Origin of the sequence: Pseudomonas sp. G34, assembly GCF_031119625.1 — a bacterium.
Lineage (GTDB): Bacteria > Pseudomonadota > Gammaproteobacteria > Pseudomonadales > Pseudomonadaceae > Aquipseudomonas.
This window is the reverse complement of sequence record NZ_JAVHZV010000010.1, coordinates 125,064-139,515: the sequence shown is the minus strand read 5'-3', so window position 1 is coordinate 139,515 and position 14,452 is coordinate 125,064. Positions and strand designations below refer to the sequence as shown.

Genomic DNA, 14,452 nt, shown 5'->3' with positions numbered 1-14,452 from the left:
ACTCTCGCGGGCATTGCCGCTCCCACAGTCTGTGGATAACCGTCTCACCCCAACCCGTACTTCTTGACCTTGTCGAACAGTGTGGTCTTGGCCATGCCCAGGGCCTGGGCGGCCTGGCTGAGGTTGCCGGCGTGTTGTTCGAGGGCATCGACCAGCAGGTTGCGTTCGAAGGCTTCCACGGCTTCGGCGAAGGTGGCGGCGTTGCCTTCGTTGCCGCCGCTCTTCTTGAAGGCCGGCAGGCCCAGGGCGAAGCGTTCGGCGACGTTGCGCAACTCGCGCACGTTGCCGGGCCAGTCATGGGCCAGCAGGGCGGCCAGGGTGTGGCGGTCCAGTTCGGGGGCGGCGCGGTCGAAGCGCAGGGCCGAGAGCTGCAGAAAGTGCTCGAACAGCAGGGCGATGTCTTCGCGGCGCTCGCGCAGCGGCGGCAATTCCAGGGTCACCACGTTGAGGCGGTAGTAGAGGTCACTGCGGAAAAGCCCGGCCTTGCCGGCCTCGTCGAGGTCGGCCTTGGTGGCGGCGATCACCCGGCAATCGACGGCGATCGGCTGGTTCGAGCCGAGGCGCTCGAGGCTGTGCTCCTGCAGCACGCGCAGCAGTTTGATCTGCAGGTTGAGCGGCATGCTTTCGATCTCGTCGAGAAACAGGCTGCCGCCATTGGCGTGCTCGATCTTGCCGATACGCCGCTTGCCGGCGCCGGTGAAGGCGTGGGCCTCGTGGCCGAAAATCTCGCTCTCGAACAGGTTCTCCGGCAGACCGCCGCAGTTCAGGGCCACGAAGGCCTTGTTCTGCCGCCGGCTGAAATCATGCAGGCAGCGGGCGACCAGCTCCTTGCCGGTACCGGTCTCGCCTTCGATCAGCACGTTGGCCGAGGTATCGGCGACGTTGGCGATCAGCTCGCGCAGTTGCTGCATGGCCGGCGAGCGACCGATCAGGCGATGCTCCAGGGCCTGCTTGCCGGCCAGCTGGCGGCGCAGCGCCGACACTTCACGGGCCAGGCTGCGTTGTTCCAGGGCACGGCGGGCGACGTCCACCAGGCGCTCCGGCGAAAACGGCTTTTCCATGAAGTCGTAGGCGCCGTCGCGCATGGCGCCGACCGCCATGCCGATGTCGCCGTGGCCGGTGATCAGCACCACCGGCAGGCTGGGGTCGCGGCGTTTGAGTTCATCGAGCAGTTGCAGGCCGTCCATGCCGGGCAGGCGGATATCGCTGATGACGATGCCGGCGAAGTCCGCGTCGATACGCTGCAGGGCATCTTCGGCGCTGCCCACGCCCTCGCAGGGGATGTCCTCCAGCGCCAGGGCCTGCTGGCAGCCAAGCAGCACGTGGGGGTCGTCCTCGACGATCAGCACGGTGAGGTCATCATTCATCGGGTGTCTCCATGACAGCGGCCACCTGGGGCAGGTTGAGTTCGAAGGCGGTGCCGCCCTCGGGCGGATGGTCGGCGCTCAGGCTGCCGCCGGCGGCAGCGGCGAGGCTGGCCGAAAGCGTGAGGCCGAGCCCCAGGCCCTGCTCGCCGGGCTTGGTGGTGAAGAAGGGTTCGAACAGGTGGGTACGGTCTTCGGGGGCAATGCCGGGGCCGTTGTCGAGCACGCGCAGGCGATAGCGCTCGCCCTCGGCGCTGCCCTGCAGCCACAGCTGGCGGTCGGCCTGGGCGCTCATCGCGTCGGCGGCGTTGGCGATCAGGTTGACCAGGATCTGCTCCAGGCGGGTCTGGTTGATGGCCAGCCGGGCGTCTTCGAACTGGTGATGGATGTTCAGCGGCGTGCGTTCCAGGCGCGGCTGTACCACCTGCAGTGCGGCGTCCACGGCCTTGGCCAGGCTGGCTTCGCCGCCGTCGTTGGAGCGGCGGGCGAAGGCGCGCAGGCTGCCGGTGATCTTGCCCATGCGGTCGACCAGCTCGTTGATGGTCTGCAGGTTGGTGGTGGCCACGTCGTAGGCACCACGTGACAGGAAGCGCACGGTGTTGCCGGACAGCGTACGCAGCGCCGCCAGCGGCTGGTTGAGCTCGTGGGCGATGCTGGTGGACATCTGCCCGATGACCGCCAGCTTGCCGGCCTGCACCAGTTCGTCCTGGATCTTGCGCAGGTCGCTCTCGGTCTGGCGGCGTTCGCGGATTTCGGCCTTGAGCCGATCATTGCTGGCGCGCAGGTCCGCGGTGCGGTCGGCGATCCGGCGTTCCAGTTGGTTGTTGGCAGTCTGCAACGCTTCGCGCGCGGCCAGGCGGGTGGCGATGACCTTGCGCCGCTCGTTCCAGGCAATCAGCAGGAAGGCCAGCAGGGCGAAGGCGGCGGCCGCCAGCATGCCGTGGCTGATCGCCTCGCGGCGCAGGTCCTGCAGGGGGCTGAGCAGGGTCAGGTGCCAGGGTGTGTCGTCCAGCGGGCGGGTTTGCGCCAGGTAGTTGACCGATTTGTCGTGGCTACCGGGGGCATCGGCGGCAAAGGTGACGTGTTCGGCGCCGTTGCCCAGGGCGGTGCGGGCCAGGGGGATCAGCTCGTCGAGTGACGACCAGTGGTACTGCAGGCTGCGCGCCAGGCGTTCCTTGATCTCGGCATTCAGCGGGCGTACGGCCTTGAGCCGGCGCTCCGGATTGCTGGAGAGGATGATGATGCCGTTCTCGTCACTGACATAGGCTTCCAGGCGGGCGCGCTGCCAGCGTTGCTCCAGCGCTTCGAGGCGGATCTTGACCACTGCCACGCCGATGATCCGGCCATTGGCCTTGAGCCCGTGCGAGAGGTAGTAGCCGGCCTCGCCGACCGTGCTGCCGATGCCGTAGAAGCGCCCGGATTCACCGAGGATGGCGTCCTGGAAATAGGCGCGAAAGGACAGATCCTCCCCCAGGTAGCTGTCCGCCTGGCGCCAGTTGCTGGTCGCCACCACCCGGCCGTCGGTGTCCATGACGTAGATGGCCAGGCTGCCGCTGCGCCGATTGAGGCCCTCGAGGTAGTCGTTGACGCGCTGGCGACGGTAGTTGTCGGGCGTCAGCAGCAGGCGGCTGACATTGGACTCCAGCTCCAGCAAGCTCGGCAGGTAGGTGTATTTGGTGATCTCGCTTTCCACGGCGCGGGCGTTGAGCTCCAGCTGCCGCTCACCGCTTTCGGTCAGCGCGCGGATGCCGGCCTTCTCGCTCATGCGGTAACCGGCATAGCCGCAGCCAAACACCAGGGCCATTGTCAGCAGGGTCAACAACAGGTGACGGAGGTAACGAGGCTTGGCGGACAAGGCAGGCGGTGCCCCACGGAGGCTGGCAAGAGCGCATTGCATCACAGTCACCCGAGCCGAGCCAGCCCGCCCGGAGGCGCATGCGAGGGTTCACCGCCACAGGCGCAGCGGTGCCGCGCGATGCACGTCATGGCTTGGCACTCAAGGTTGCACCACCCGGCCGACGCCGCGCCCGCGTGGATCGGAGGCGGTTTCCAGGCGGCGCCCGTCGACGCGGATGGCCTGGATGTCGCCCATGTTCCAGCCCTGATCCTCGAGCACGTAGCCCATGGCCTTGAGCTCGTCGGCGACCTTGCCGGTGAGCGGTGCGTAGGCGTCGTAGTAGATCGTGTCCTTGGGCAGTAGCTGGTGATGGACGCGCTGGGCGGCCACGGCCTTTTCCAGCGGCAGCTTGAAGTCGTAGACGTTGTTGAGCACCTGGAAGATCGAGGTGAAGATCCGCGAGCCACCAGGCGTGCCCAGCACCAGGCTGACCTTGCCGTCGCGGGTGACGATGCTCGGGCTCATCGACGAGAGCATGCGCTTGCCCGGTTCGATGGCGTTGGCATCGCTGCCCACCACCCCGAAGGCGTTGGCCACGCCAGGCTTGGCACTGAAGTCGTCCATTTCGTCATTGAGCAGGAAGCCGGCGCCTTCTACCACCACGCCGCTGCCGAAATCCCAGTTCAGGGTGTAGGTGTTGCTGACCGCGTTGCCGTCGGCATCGACGATCGAGAAGTGCGTGGTCTGGTGTGGCTCCAGGCCAGGGCGCACCTGCTCGGTCGGCGAGATGGCGGCCGGGTTGACCTCGGCGGCGCGGCGTTTGAGGTACTCGGCGTCGATCAGCTGGGCGACCGGCACCGTGGAAAAGTCCGGGTCGCCCAGGTAGTCGGCGCGGTCGGCGAATACGCGCTTCTCGATCTCGGCCAGCAGGTGGATGTAGTGTGCCGAGTTCAGCTCGACGCCCTTGAAGTCGGCGGCGCGCTGCTCCTTGATGCCGATCAGCTGGGCCAGGGCGATGCCGCCGGAGCTGGGCAGCGGCGCGGTGTACAGGCTGTTGCCCTGCCAGTCGACGCGCATCGGCTCACGCCATTTGACGCGGTAGTCGGCCAGATCCTGTTTGCTGATCAGCCCGCCGTCGCGCTGCATCTGGGCGACCAGCAGGTCGGCAGTCTGGCCCTTGTAGAACTCGTCCGGGCCGTTGGCGGCGATGCGCTCCAGGGTCTTGGCCATCAGCGGCTGCTTGAACACCTCGCCCGGGCGCATGCTGCCGAAGTGCGCGGTGAAGTTGGTCTGGCCGTTGAACAGGCCGATGGCGTCCTCGCGGTACTGGAACTGTTGATCGGCAACCTTGAAACCCGTGTTGGCGTAGCCGATGGCGGGGGTCAGCAGCTCGCTCCACGGCAGCCTGCCGAAGCGCTTGTGCGCCTCCCACAGGCCCAGCACCGTGCCGGGCACGCCGGCGGCCTTGGCGCCGACCAGGCTGAGGTTCTCGATCACCTCGCCCTTGTCGTCCAGGTACATGGTCTTGCTGGCGGCCCTGGGCGCGGTTTCCCGGTAGTCGAGGAAGTAGGGCTTGCCGTCCATGAACAGGGTCATGAAGCCGCCGCCGCCGATGTTGCCGGCTTCGGGGTAGGTGATGGCCAGGGTGAAGGCCGTGGCGACGGCGGCATCTACCGCGTTGCCGCCACGCTTGAGCACCTGGGCGGCCACCTCTGCCGCATACCGATCCGGTGCGGCGACCGCGCCCCCCTCCAGGCTGGCCGCCAGTACGGCATTGCTGCTGGCGGCGATCGCCACGCTGAGGGTCAGGGTCTTGAGGTGCAGAAGGCGCATGATGAATCCTCGATTGTGGTGATCCTCGTCGAGTGTAGAAGGCCCGCCAGCCGTGCGACAGCGGGCCTCGGGCTTCAATGCTGGAGGATCTTGGCGAGGAACTGCTGGGCGCGCTCGGAGCGGGCGCTGATGTCGCCGAAGAATTCTTCCTTGGGGCAGTCTTCGACGATCTTGCCGGCGTCCATGAAGATCACCCGGTCGGCGACCTTGCGGGCGAAGCCCATCTCGTGGGTCACGCACATCATGGTCATGCCTTCGTGGGCCAGTTGCACCATCACGTCGAGCACTTCGTTGACCATTTCCGGGTCCAGCGCCGAGGTCGGTTCGTCGAACAGCATGACGATCGGGTCCATCGCCAGGGCGCGGGCGATCGCCACCCGTTGCTGCTGGCCACCGGACAGCTGGCCCGGATGCTTGTGGGCGTGCTCCTTGAGGCCTACCCGGTCGAGCAACTGCAGGCCTTTCCTGGTGGCCTCTTCCTTGCTGCGGCCGAGCACCTTGATCTGCGCGATGGTCAGGTTCTCGGTGATGGTCAGGTGCGGGAAGAGTTCGAAGTGCTGGAACACCATGCCGACCCGCGAGCGCAGTTTCGGCAGGTTGGTTTTCTTGTCGGCGATGGAGGTGCCGTCAACCACGATGTCACCCTTCTGGAAGGGCTCCAGGGCGTTGACGCACTTGATCAGGGTCGACTTGCCCGAGCCGGACGGCCCGCAGACCACCACTACTTCGCCCTTCTTGACCTCGGTGGTGCAGTCGGTCAGCACCTGGAAGTCCCCGTACCACTTGTTGACGTTCTTGATGGAAATCATACGGCTAACCTTTTTTGCAGGAGCTTGACCAGCTGCGAGGCCGCGAAGCTGATGGTGAAGTAGACCAGGCCGGCGAAGATCAGGAATTCATGGGGCTGACCCAGAATGTCGCCACGCGAGCGGGCGGCATTGAGGAAGTCCATCAGGCCGACGGTGTAGACCAGCGAGGTGTCCTGGAACAGGATGATGCTCTGCTGCAGCAGCAGCGGGGTCATCTTGCGAAACGCCTGGGGCAGGATGATCAGGCGCATGGTCTGGCCGTAGCTCATGCCCAGTGCCTGGGCAGCGCCCATCTGGCCCTTGGGAATGGCCTGGATGCCGGCACGCACGATTTCGCAGAAGTACGCCGCCTCGAACATGATGAAGGCCACCAGGCAGGACGCGAACGCGCCGACGGGGGTGTCCTCACCGGTGATCCAGCGCAGGATGAACGGCACCGCGAAGTAGAACCAGGTGATCACCAGCAGCAGCGGGATCGAGCGGAAGTAGTTGACGTAGGTGGCCGCCAGCTTGGACAGCAGCACGTTGCTCGACAGGCGCATCAGCGCCAGCAGGGTGCCGAGAATCACGCCGCCGATGACGCCCATGACCATCAGCTGCAGGGTCATGGCCATGCCTTCCCAGAGGCCTGGCAGCGCGGGAATGATCTGACTGAAGTCCATCATTTGCCTCCCACGGAAATCAGGCCCGGTACCGCGACCTTACGTTCGACCACGCGCATGATCATCATCAGGCTCATGTTCAGGGTGAAGTAGATCAGCGTCGCCAGGGTGAAGGCCTCGAACAGGTTGGCGCTGAATTCGGCGGTCTGCTTGGTCTGTGCGAGCAGCTCCATGAGGCCGATCAGTGAGGCCACCGAGGAGTTCTTGAAGATGTTCAGAAACTCGCTGGTTAATGGCGGAATGATGATCCGGTAGGCCTGGGGCAGCAGCACGTTGCGGTAGATCTGCGGCAAGCGAAAGCCCATGGCATAGGCCGCGGCGGTCTGCCCGGCGGGCAGCGCCTGGATGCCGGTGCGCACTTGCTCACACACCCGTGCGGCAGTGAACAGGCCCAGGCACACCACAACCGACAGATAGGCGGAGGTAGCCGGATTGAGGTCCTGCTTGAACCACAGCTCCAGGGGTTCGGGCAGCAGATCCGGCACCAGGAAGTACCAGAGGAACAGCTGCACCAGCAGCGGCACGTTACGGAAGATCTCCACGTAGGCGGTGGCGATCCCGGAGATCAGGCGGTTCGGCACGGTGCGCATCACCCCGAGCAGCGAGCCGAGCGACAGGGCGATCAGCCAGCCGACCAGGGCGATGGCGATGGTCCAGCCCAGGCCGGTGAGGAACCAGTCCAGGTAGATCTCGCTGCCAATGCCGGTGGACTTGAAGAAGATGCCCCAGTCCCAGTTGTAGTTCATCGGGTTTCCCCTCAGGTGAGTGGACGCGGCGAAGCCGGCGGCGGGCAACAGTTACCCGTATCCGCAGGAGCGGACGGTTTGGCTTCGTCAGGAAATGGGTGGAGAGGCCGCTGGCCCCTCCGGCTCCCGGCCGCGCCCCCTCTCGTGAAGGGGGCGTGGCATCACGCCGTCAGATCTGCTCGGCAGACTTGTCGGTGGGATTGGCGAGCAGCTTCTTCAGCTCTTCGCTCATCGGGAAATCGAGGTTCAGGCCTTTTGGCGGCACAGGCTGCTGGAACCACTTGTTGTAGATGTCGTTGATTTCGCCGGAAGCGAAGGTGTCGGTGATGGCCTTGTCGACCACCTTCTTGAAGCCTTCGTCGCCCTTGCGAACCATGCAGCCGTAGATTTCGAACGACTGCGGGGTGCCGACCACGTGCCAGTCGTCCGGCTTCTTGGCCTTGGCCATTTCGCCAGCGAGCAGCGCGTCGTCCATCATGAAGGCGACGGCGCGGTTGGATTCGAGCATCAGGAAGGACTCGCCGTGATCCTTGGCAGAAATCACGTTCATGCCCATCTTCTTCTCGGCGTTCATGGACTTGAGCAGGCGCTCGGAGGTGGTGCCGGCGGTGGTCACCACGTTCTTGCCCTTGAGGTCGTCGAAATCGTTGACGCCGCTGCTGGTCTTGGTCAGCAGGCGGGTGCCGACTTCGAAGATGCCGACGGAGAAGTCGACCTGGCGCTGACGCTCCACGTTGTTGGTGGTGGAGCCGCACTCCAGGTCCACGGTGCCGTTCTGCACCAGCGGGATACGGGTCTGGGAGGTCACCAGGTTGTAGCGCACCTTCAGGTCGGGCAGCTCCAGTTCCTTCTTCAGCGCCTCGACGACCTTGAGTTGCAGGTCATGGGAGTAGCCAACCGGCTGCTTGGAGGTGTCGCCATAGTAGGAGAAGGGGATGGACGAGTCGCGGTGGCCCAGGGTGATGGTGCCCGAATCCTTGATCTTCTTCAGGGTGCCGGTCAGTTCCGCGGCGAATACCGGGCTGGACATCAGGGCGGCGGTAACGGCTACAGCCAGTACGCGTGGGACGAGACGCATGGGGAATCCTCGGTGTTGTTGTTATTGAGGACGTACATCGAGGTACGTGCCTGCTGGTGGAAGGACGATCGCATTCCTGTAGGTAAGGGGAGCAGGATGTGTGCCAGGCTTTTTGTATCGCTTTTTTTCGATTCAAGTCTATGAAATTAAAGGATATTTATTTATTGCTCAATCGGCGGACGAGGGCGTGATGGTCGGATGTTCGGTTTTTCGACCGCCTGGCGTTCGGATTTCCGAATGAGAGTGGGCGGCCTGGACGACCGCCCGGCAGGGGCGCTGCTTAGCGATTACGCAGGAAGGCGTTGATGAATTCGCCCTGGTTGGCGGCGTCACGCTCGGTGGTGAACAGGATGCGATTGCCCTGTTCGCGGATCTTCATTTCCTTGCCGAAGCTGCACTCGACGGTATTCAGCTTGGCGGCCTGCTCCTTGAACTCGGGGGAGCTGCTGCACAGGTTGTTCATCTGGTTGACCACTTCGCCGCAGTAGCCGGACACGCTCAGCTCCTTGAGCAGTTGCTCGTCCATGGCCTGCCAGTCGACGTCGGTCTTGAGGGTGGTGCCGCAGCTGGTCGAGGCCTCGGCATCCATCTGTTGCAGGCGCTCGACGTGGTACTGCTGGCGCTTCTCGCGATCGAAGCGGGCCAGCTTCTCCTGCACGCCGTCCTTGTGCTGCTTCTCATAGAGCGCCAGCAGCTCGGCCGGCTTGACCGCCTTGCTGGCCTTCTCGTCGAAACTCAGGTACAGCGGCTCGCGGTTGCCCGGCAGGTACAGCTGGTAGGACTCGCCACCCCACTCCTGGCGCTGGCCGACCAGCACGTAGGCGCTGCCATCGAGGGTGGTGGCGTAATCGCTTTCGTCCTGGCTGCGCGGCTTGACGTCGGTCAGCAGCACCACTTCGTCGAGCGGGTGGTTGATGCCGCTGATCTGCACCAGGGCCTGCTTCTCGTCGCTGCTGGGCGCGACGACGACGCTGACGCCCTTGTCGGCGGCGAAGGCCTTGGGATATTTCGCCAGCTCCAGGGCGCTGGCATTGAAGGTCAGAAGGGTTGAGGCAATAAGCAGCGACAGCCGTGTCATGGCGTGATCCTTTGGTGGGGTAATGAGGGCAATTCTAACGGCCTCTGACAGCGCGTGATGTGAGCCCGTTCCGCGCTGTCAGACGCCACGATCAGAACTGCATTACCACCCGGCCTTCGATCTGCCCGGCGCGCATCTGCTCGAGCACGCCGTTGACGTTGTCCAGCCGGTCACGGTGGATGGTCGCCTTGACCAGCCCTTCGCCTGCGAAGTCCAGGGCTTCCTGCAGGTCGGCGCGGGTGCCGACGATGGAGCCGGTGATGCTGATGGCCTTGAGCACCACATCGAAAATCGGCGTCGGGAAGTCGCCCGGTGGCAGGCCTACCAGAGCCACGGTGCCGCCGCGGCGGGCCATGCCGATGGCCTGGCCAAAGGCGCTGTTCGACACCGCGGTGACCAGTACGCCGTGGGCGCCGCCGATATCGCGCTGAATGACCTCGGCCGGGTTTTCATGGCGGGCATTGATGGTCAGGCTGGCGCCGAGTTTTCTGGCCAGCGCCAGTTTGCCGTCGTCCACGTCGATGGCGGCCACGTGCAGGCCCATGGCGCGGGCGTATTGCACGGCCACGTGACCCAGGCCGCCGATACCGGAAATCGCCACCCACTGGCCGGGGCGGGCGCCGGTCACCTTCAGGCCCTTATAGACGGTGACGCCCGCGCAGAGGATCGGCGCGATCTCGGCGAATTCGACGTTTTTCGGCAGGATGCCCACATAGTTGGGGTCGGCCAGCACGTACTCGGCGTAGCTGCCATTCACCGAGTAGCCGGTGTTCTGCTGCTCGGCGCAGAGGGTTTCCCAGCCGGTCAGGCAGTGCTCGCAGCAGCCGCAGGCGGTGTACAGCCAGGGCACGCCGACCCGGTCGCCTTCGCGCACGCGGGTTACCCCGGCGCCTACCGCGGCGACGTAACCAACCCCTTCATGGCCGGGAATGAACGGCAGGCTGGGCTTTACCGGCCAGTCGCCGTCGGCGGCGTGCAGGTCGGTGTGGCAGACGCCCGCCGCTTCGATCTTTACCAGTATCTGCCCGGGGCCGGGCAGGGGTACCTTCACTTCCTCGAGCCGCAAGGGCTCGCCAAAGGCATGGACGACGGCTGCTTTCATGGTCTGCTGCATGGCGCAATCCTCCTCGATGAGAACCCTCAGTATGCAAAGACCTGCGGGCCGAACATTGCTCCAGGACAAAGAAAGTGGCCACCGCACCATGGGCCGACAGGCGGTCGATTATCGATTTATGCACGACTGCAGTATAATTGCCGGTTTCCGCAAACCACGCCTACCGCGTGGTTTGTTGTTTCTGCCGCGGCGCCAAGCGCCCGATCAATCGACATGGCGCGCTGCGCCCGAGACTTAGAGAGGCACGACGATGAGCGCACTGGTTGGCGTGATCATGGGTTCCAAATCCGACTGGAGCACCTTGAGCCATACCGTCGAGATGCTCGACAAGCTGGGCATCCCCAACGAGGTGAAGGTGGTTTCCGCCCACCGCACCCCGGATCTGCTGTTCCAGTACGCCGAACAAGCCGAGGGCCGCGGTATCCAGGTGATCATTGCCGGTGCTGGCGGTGCTGCTCACCTGCCAGGCATGTGCGCGGCGAAAACCCATTTGCCGGTACTTGGCGTGCCGGTACAGTCGTCGATGCTCTCGGGCGTCGACTCGCTGCTGTCCATCGTGCAGATGCCGGCCGGTATTCCGGTGGCTACCCTGGCCATCGGCAAGGCTGGTGCCATCAACGCCGCGCTGCTGGCGGCGAGCATCCTCGGTCACCAGCACCCGCAGTTCCACGCGGCGCTCAAGCAGTTCCGCGACGAACAGACCAATACCGTGCTGGAAAACCCGGACCCGAGGGCGCAGTAATGAAGATCGGCGTAATCGGTGGCGGCCAGCTTGGCCGCATGCTGGCCCTGGCAGGCACTCCGCTGGGGATGAATTTCGCGTTTCTCGACCCGGCACCGGATGCCTGCGCCCAAGCGCTGGGCGAGCACATCCGCGCGGATTACGGCGATCAGGATCACCTGCGCCAGCTGGCCGACGAGGTCGACCTGGTGACCTTCGAATTCGAGAGCGTGCCGGCGGAGACCGTGGCCTTCCTGTCCCAGTTCGTGCCGGTCTACCCGAGCGCCGAGTCGCTGCGCATCGCCCGTGATCGCTGGTTCGAGAAGTCGATGTTCAAGGACCTTGGCATCCCGACGCCCGAGTTCGCCGACATCCAGTCCCAGGCCGATCTCGACGCAGCAGTGGCCAGCATCGGCCTGCCGGCGGTGATGAAGACCCGCACCCTGGGTTATGACGGCAAGGGCCAGAAGGTGCTGCGCAAGCCGGAAGACGTCAGCGGTGCCTTCGCCGAGCTGGGCAGCGTGCCGTGCATCCTCGAAGGTTTCGTGCCGTTCAGCGGCGAAGTGTCGCTGGTCGCCGTACGCGGCCGTGATGGCGAAACCCGTTTCTACCCGCTGGTGCATAACACCCACGACAGCGGCATCCTCAGCCTGTCGATCGCCAGCACCGCACACCCGCTGCAGGCACTGGCCGAAGATTATGTCGGCCGTGTGCTGGAGCAGCTCGACTACGTCGGCGTGCTGGCCTTCGAGTTCTTCGAAGTCGATGGCGGCCTCAAGGCCAACGAGATCGCCCCGCGGGTGCACAACTCCGGGCATTGGACCATCGAGGGCGCCGAGTGCAGCCAGTTCGAGAACCACCTGCGCGCCGTTGCCGGCCTGCCGCTGGGCTCGACCGCCAAGGTCGGCGAGAGCGCCATGCTCAACTTCATCGGCAGCGTACCGGCTGTGGATAAGGTGGCGGCCATCGACGATTGCCACCTGCATCACTACGGCAAGGCCTTCAAGGCCGGTCGCAAGGTCGGCCACGCCACCCTGCGTTGTGCGGATCGGGCGACCCTCGACAGCCGTATCGCCGAGGTACAGGCGCTGATCGCCGCCAGCTAGATAGGTGCGGGCGAGGCAGGTTGAACCTCTGCGTCGCCACTCTCGTCAGATGAAAGGCGCCGCAGCAGTGCGGCGCCTTTTTTAATTCTGGAGGGCGTCATGGGTATTATCGGCACTATTTTAATCGGCCTGATCGTGGGTTTGATTGCCCGTTTCCTCAAGCCTGGCGATGACAGCATGGGCTGGATCATGACCATCCTGCTGGGTATCGGTGGTTCCATCGCTGCCACCTACGGTGGCCAGGCCCTGGGCATCTACCAGGCAGGTGAAGGCGCTGGTTTCATCGGTGCAGTGGTCGGTGCGATCATCCTGCTGGTGATCTACGGCATGATCACCAAGAAGCGCTAAACCGGTAGCCTGACGCATCGACGCCTGGCTACTCTTTGTTGGTCATTACCACCGTGAGTCCCGTCGATGCGTTACCTGCTGTTGATCCTGCTGTTGCTGAGCGGCTTCGCCCGCGCCGAACTCCCTGAAACCGACTGGCTGGAGCTGATGCCGGAAGAGGATCAGCGCGCCCTGGAGCAGATGCCCGAAATCGTCCACAACGGCCCGGAAGGTGCCGGCTCCTTCGACAGCAAGGGCGGTTTGAAGCAACAGGACAAAGGCCTGCCCGACGTCATGTATTCGGCCAAGACAGTGCCAAGCATGAACGGCAAGAAAATCCGCCTCGGCGGCTACCCCGTACCGCTGGAAACCGACAACGCCGGGCGCAGCACGCTGTTCTTCCTGGTGCCCTACCCAGGCGCGTGCATCCACGTGCCACCACCGCCGCCCAACCAGCTGGTGCTGGTGCGCTACCCCAAGGGCATCGCCCTGACCGACATCTACGAGCCGCTGTGGGTCAACGGCACGCTGAAGGTCGAAGCGGTCAGCAATGATCTGGCCGATGCGGCCTATGCGTTGGACGCCAGTAGTGCGCGGCTGGTCGAGGAAGGGGATCTGTGAGATGAAGAACGGCGCCTGAAGGCGCCGTTTTCGTTGTCAGGAACGCACCACCAGTTGCATGGCCTGGCGCGCCATGTCGACTACTGCCCTGGCGAGCAGATCCAGTACCCAGCGCAGGAAGAAGGTGGTCACGTCGATCGTTGCAGGTACGGCGCGACCCAGGAAGTTGAAGATCTTCACGATCAGGGCGCGAATCGAATCGCTGATGTCCTTGCAAAGCTGAGCGCCTTGCACCAGAACGCCGGCAATCTGATCCAGTACGGTCATGCTCACGGTAATCGCACTGCCGATGACGATATTGGCGGCCTTCTTGAGCAGGTACTGCATGGCTCTGGAAATCATCCACAGGGTTGTTGCGGAATAGAGAGTCGGCCCGTAACTGGCGCTCTCCAGCCAAAGGTCGATATCCCGGTCCAGCGGTGGCTCCGGGTTGCGATACAGCCCGGTCCAGGTGGCATCGCCGATGGAGGGCAGGTACTGGGTCATGCGGTGCGCATTGGCACTGATCTGCGCGCCCTTCCAGGGGATCATGCAGACATTGCCGCTGACCGGCACATGGCTGAACGGGAAGATCGGCACCATGCTCACCGGGTCGGCGCTGTGATAGACACGATGAATGTTGTTGGTGCCCAGTTTGCCGCTCAGGTGGCGAGCGAAACCGCCGACACCGGTGCGTGGCGAGCCGAAGGTATACAGCTTGATGCCGGCCACGCCCAGCTCACTGAGGTGATCTGCCGCCAGGGTCGCCAGCGCACCGCCCAGGCTGTGGCCCACGCAGTGCACGGTGCTGGGGTTGCGGCCGCGCATGAATGAATCGAGGTCGTTGCGTAGCGACTTGAACGTTTCATTGAAGCCTGCGTGCACAGGCCAGGTGCTCGGGCCGCGTTGCAGGCCGGCGTTGGCGTCGGTCATCGCATCCGCAAAGGTGTCGGTACCGCGAAATGCCAACAGCATCTCTCCCTGCCGCCCCCCTACGCCGTGTACGGCATAGGCGAAGCCTGTCCGTGTACGGAAAACGGCACCGCTGGTTCCGCTGGCCATTTGCAGATTGGAGAAGTCGAACGAGTTGCTCAGCCCGAGGCGGGCGGCTTCATCCTCCACACCACCCTTGGATGACATGACGGCATCCTTGACGGTGTACACATGCGTTGCGATC

At 64.4% G+C, this 14,452-nt stretch carries 14 protein-coding genes; 4 read left to right on the top strand and 10 right to left on the bottom strand.

From position 1 onward, the window contains the following. Nucleotides 1-44: 44 nt before the first annotated feature. The 9 genes from QYS36_RS08515 to adhP all read right to left on the bottom strand — a co-directional run bounded on the left by QYS36_RS08515 (nt 45) and on the right by adhP (nt 10,521). Nucleotides 45-1,367, bottom strand: a complete 1,323-nt coding sequence (locus QYS36_RS08515) for a sigma-54 dependent transcriptional regulator (RefSeq protein WP_308839066.1) — start codon at nt 1,365-1,367, stop codon at nt 45-47. After that, nucleotides 1,360-3,261, bottom strand: a complete 1,902-nt coding sequence (locus QYS36_RS08510) for an ATP-binding protein (RefSeq protein ID WP_308839065.1) — start codon at nt 3,259-3,261, stop codon at nt 1,360-1,362. The genes QYS36_RS08515 and QYS36_RS08510 overlap by 8 nt, the downstream gene beginning before the upstream one ends. A gap of 99 nt (nt 3,262-3,360) precedes the next feature. Then, nucleotides 3,361-5,034 carry a gamma-glutamyltransferase gene (ggt, locus tag QYS36_RS08505; RefSeq protein WP_308839064.1) on the bottom strand — a complete coding sequence of 558 codons (1,674 nt, stop codon included), beginning with the start codon at nt 5,032-5,034 and terminating at the stop codon, nt 3,361-3,363. Between the two features lie 74 nt (nt 5,035-5,108). Then, complete coding sequence (locus QYS36_RS08500; protein WP_308839063.1) at nt 5,109-5,843, bottom strand: amino acid ABC transporter ATP-binding protein; 735 nt, start codon at nt 5,841-5,843, stop codon at nt 5,109-5,111. Continuing rightward, nucleotides 5,840-6,508, bottom strand: coding sequence for an amino acid ABC transporter permease (locus QYS36_RS08495; protein WP_208605740.1), 669 nt, complete (start codon nt 6,506-6,508; stop codon nt 5,840-5,842). Before QYS36_RS08495 ends, QYS36_RS08500 begins: the two co-directional genes overlap by 4 nt. Beyond that, nucleotides 6,505-7,251, bottom strand: coding sequence for an amino acid ABC transporter permease (locus tag QYS36_RS08490; RefSeq protein ID WP_308839062.1), 747 nt, complete (start codon nt 7,249-7,251; stop codon nt 6,505-6,507). Before QYS36_RS08490 ends, QYS36_RS08495 begins: the two co-directional genes overlap by 4 nt. A gap of 169 nt (nt 7,252-7,420) precedes the next feature. Then, nucleotides 7,421-8,329 (bottom strand): glutamate/aspartate ABC transporter substrate-binding protein, encoded by a 909-nt coding sequence (locus tag QYS36_RS08485; protein WP_308839061.1) that lies wholly within the window; start codon nt 8,327-8,329, stop codon nt 7,421-7,423. Nucleotides 8,330-8,609: 280 nt separating this feature from the next. Then, a complete protein-coding gene (locus QYS36_RS08480) occupies nt 8,610-9,407 on the bottom strand; it encodes a hypothetical protein (RefSeq protein WP_308839060.1) in 798 nt (265 codons plus the stop codon). A 91-nt stretch (nt 9,408-9,498) separates the two neighbouring features. Beyond that, the gene (gene adhP, locus QYS36_RS08475) at nt 9,499-10,521 is read right to left on the bottom strand and encodes an alcohol dehydrogenase AdhP (RefSeq protein WP_308839059.1); all 1,023 of its coding nucleotides are present in this window, start codon (nt 10,519-10,521) and stop codon (nt 9,499-9,501) included. A 250-nt stretch (nt 10,522-10,771) separates the two neighbouring features. Between adhP and purE the strand changes: the two genes are divergently transcribed. The 4 genes from purE to QYS36_RS08455 all read left to right on the top strand — a co-directional run bounded on the left by purE (nt 10,772) and on the right by QYS36_RS08455 (nt 13,296). Further along, nucleotides 10,772-11,263, top strand: coding sequence for a 5-(carboxyamino)imidazole ribonucleotide mutase (purE, locus tag QYS36_RS08470; RefSeq protein WP_308839058.1), 492 nt, complete (start codon nt 10,772-10,774; stop codon nt 11,261-11,263). Next, nucleotides 11,263-12,348: a 5-(carboxyamino)imidazole ribonucleotide synthase gene (locus QYS36_RS08465; protein ID WP_308839057.1), complete on the top strand. Its 1,086-nt coding sequence runs from the start codon at nt 11,263-11,265 to the stop codon at nt 12,346-12,348. The genes purE and QYS36_RS08465 overlap by 1 nt, the downstream gene beginning before the upstream one ends. Nucleotides 12,349-12,447: 99 nt before the next feature. Then, nucleotides 12,448-12,696 (top strand): GlsB/YeaQ/YmgE family stress response membrane protein, encoded by a 249-nt coding sequence (locus QYS36_RS08460; RefSeq protein WP_070884944.1) that lies wholly within the window; start codon nt 12,448-12,450, stop codon nt 12,694-12,696. A 66-nt stretch (nt 12,697-12,762) separates the two neighbouring features. After that, nucleotides 12,763-13,296: a DUF3299 domain-containing protein gene (locus QYS36_RS08455; protein ID WP_308839056.1), complete on the top strand. Its 534-nt coding sequence runs from the start codon at nt 12,763-12,765 to the stop codon at nt 13,294-13,296. A gap of 36 nt (nt 13,297-13,332) precedes the next feature. Here QYS36_RS08455 and QYS36_RS08450 read toward each other — a convergent pair whose 3' ends face one another. Further along, the gene (locus tag QYS36_RS08450; protein WP_308839055.1) at nt 13,333-14,415 is read right to left on the bottom strand and encodes a lipase family protein; all 1,083 of its coding nucleotides are present in this window, start codon (nt 14,413-14,415) and stop codon (nt 13,333-13,335) included. Nucleotides 14,416-14,452 lie beyond the last annotated feature (37 nt).

Coding starts and splice junctions, on each gene's coding strand:
- purE (WP_308839058.1), top strand. CDS start 10,772: ATGAGCGCACTGGTTGGCGTGATCATGGGTTCCAAATCCGACTGGAGC.
- QYS36_RS08455 (WP_308839056.1), top strand. CDS start 12,763: ATGCGTTACCTGCTGTTGATCCTGCTGTTGCTGAGCGGCTTCGCCCGC.
- QYS36_RS08460 (WP_070884944.1), top strand. CDS start 12,448: ATGGGTATTATCGGCACTATTTTAATCGGCCTGATCGTGGGTTTGATT.
- QYS36_RS08500 (WP_308839063.1), bottom strand. CDS start 5,843: ATGATTTCCATCAAGAACGTCAACAAGTGGTACGGGGACTTCCAGGTG.
- ggt (WP_308839064.1), bottom strand. CDS start 5,034: ATGCGCCTTCTGCACCTCAAGACCCTGACCCTCAGCGTGGCGATCGCC.
- QYS36_RS08480 (WP_308839060.1), bottom strand. CDS start 9,407: ATGACACGGCTGTCGCTGCTTATTGCCTCAACCCTTCTGACCTTCAAT.
- QYS36_RS08495 (WP_208605740.1), bottom strand. CDS start 6,508: ATGATGGACTTCAGTCAGATCATTCCCGCGCTGCCAGGCCTCTGGGAA.
- QYS36_RS08510 (WP_308839065.1), bottom strand. CDS start 3,261: ATGCAATGCGCTCTTGCCAGCCTCCGTGGGGCACCGCCTGCCTTGTCC.
- QYS36_RS08450 (WP_308839055.1), bottom strand. CDS start 14,415: ATGTCATCCAAGGGTGGTGTGGAGGATGAAGCCGCCCGCCTCGGGCTG.
- QYS36_RS08485 (WP_308839061.1), bottom strand. CDS start 8,329: ATGCGTCTCGTCCCACGCGTACTGGCTGTAGCCGTTACCGCCGCCCTG.
- QYS36_RS08465 (WP_308839057.1), top strand. CDS start 11,263: ATGAAGATCGGCGTAATCGGTGGCGGCCAGCTTGGCCGCATGCTGGCC.
- QYS36_RS08490 (WP_308839062.1), bottom strand. CDS start 7,251: ATGAACTACAACTGGGACTGGGGCATCTTCTTCAAGTCCACCGGCATT.
- adhP (WP_308839059.1), bottom strand. CDS start 10,521: ATGCAGCAGACCATGAAAGCAGCCGTCGTCCATGCCTTTGGCGAGCCC.
- QYS36_RS08515 (WP_308839066.1), bottom strand. CDS start 1,367: ATGAATGATGACCTCACCGTGCTGATCGTCGAGGACGACCCCCACGTG.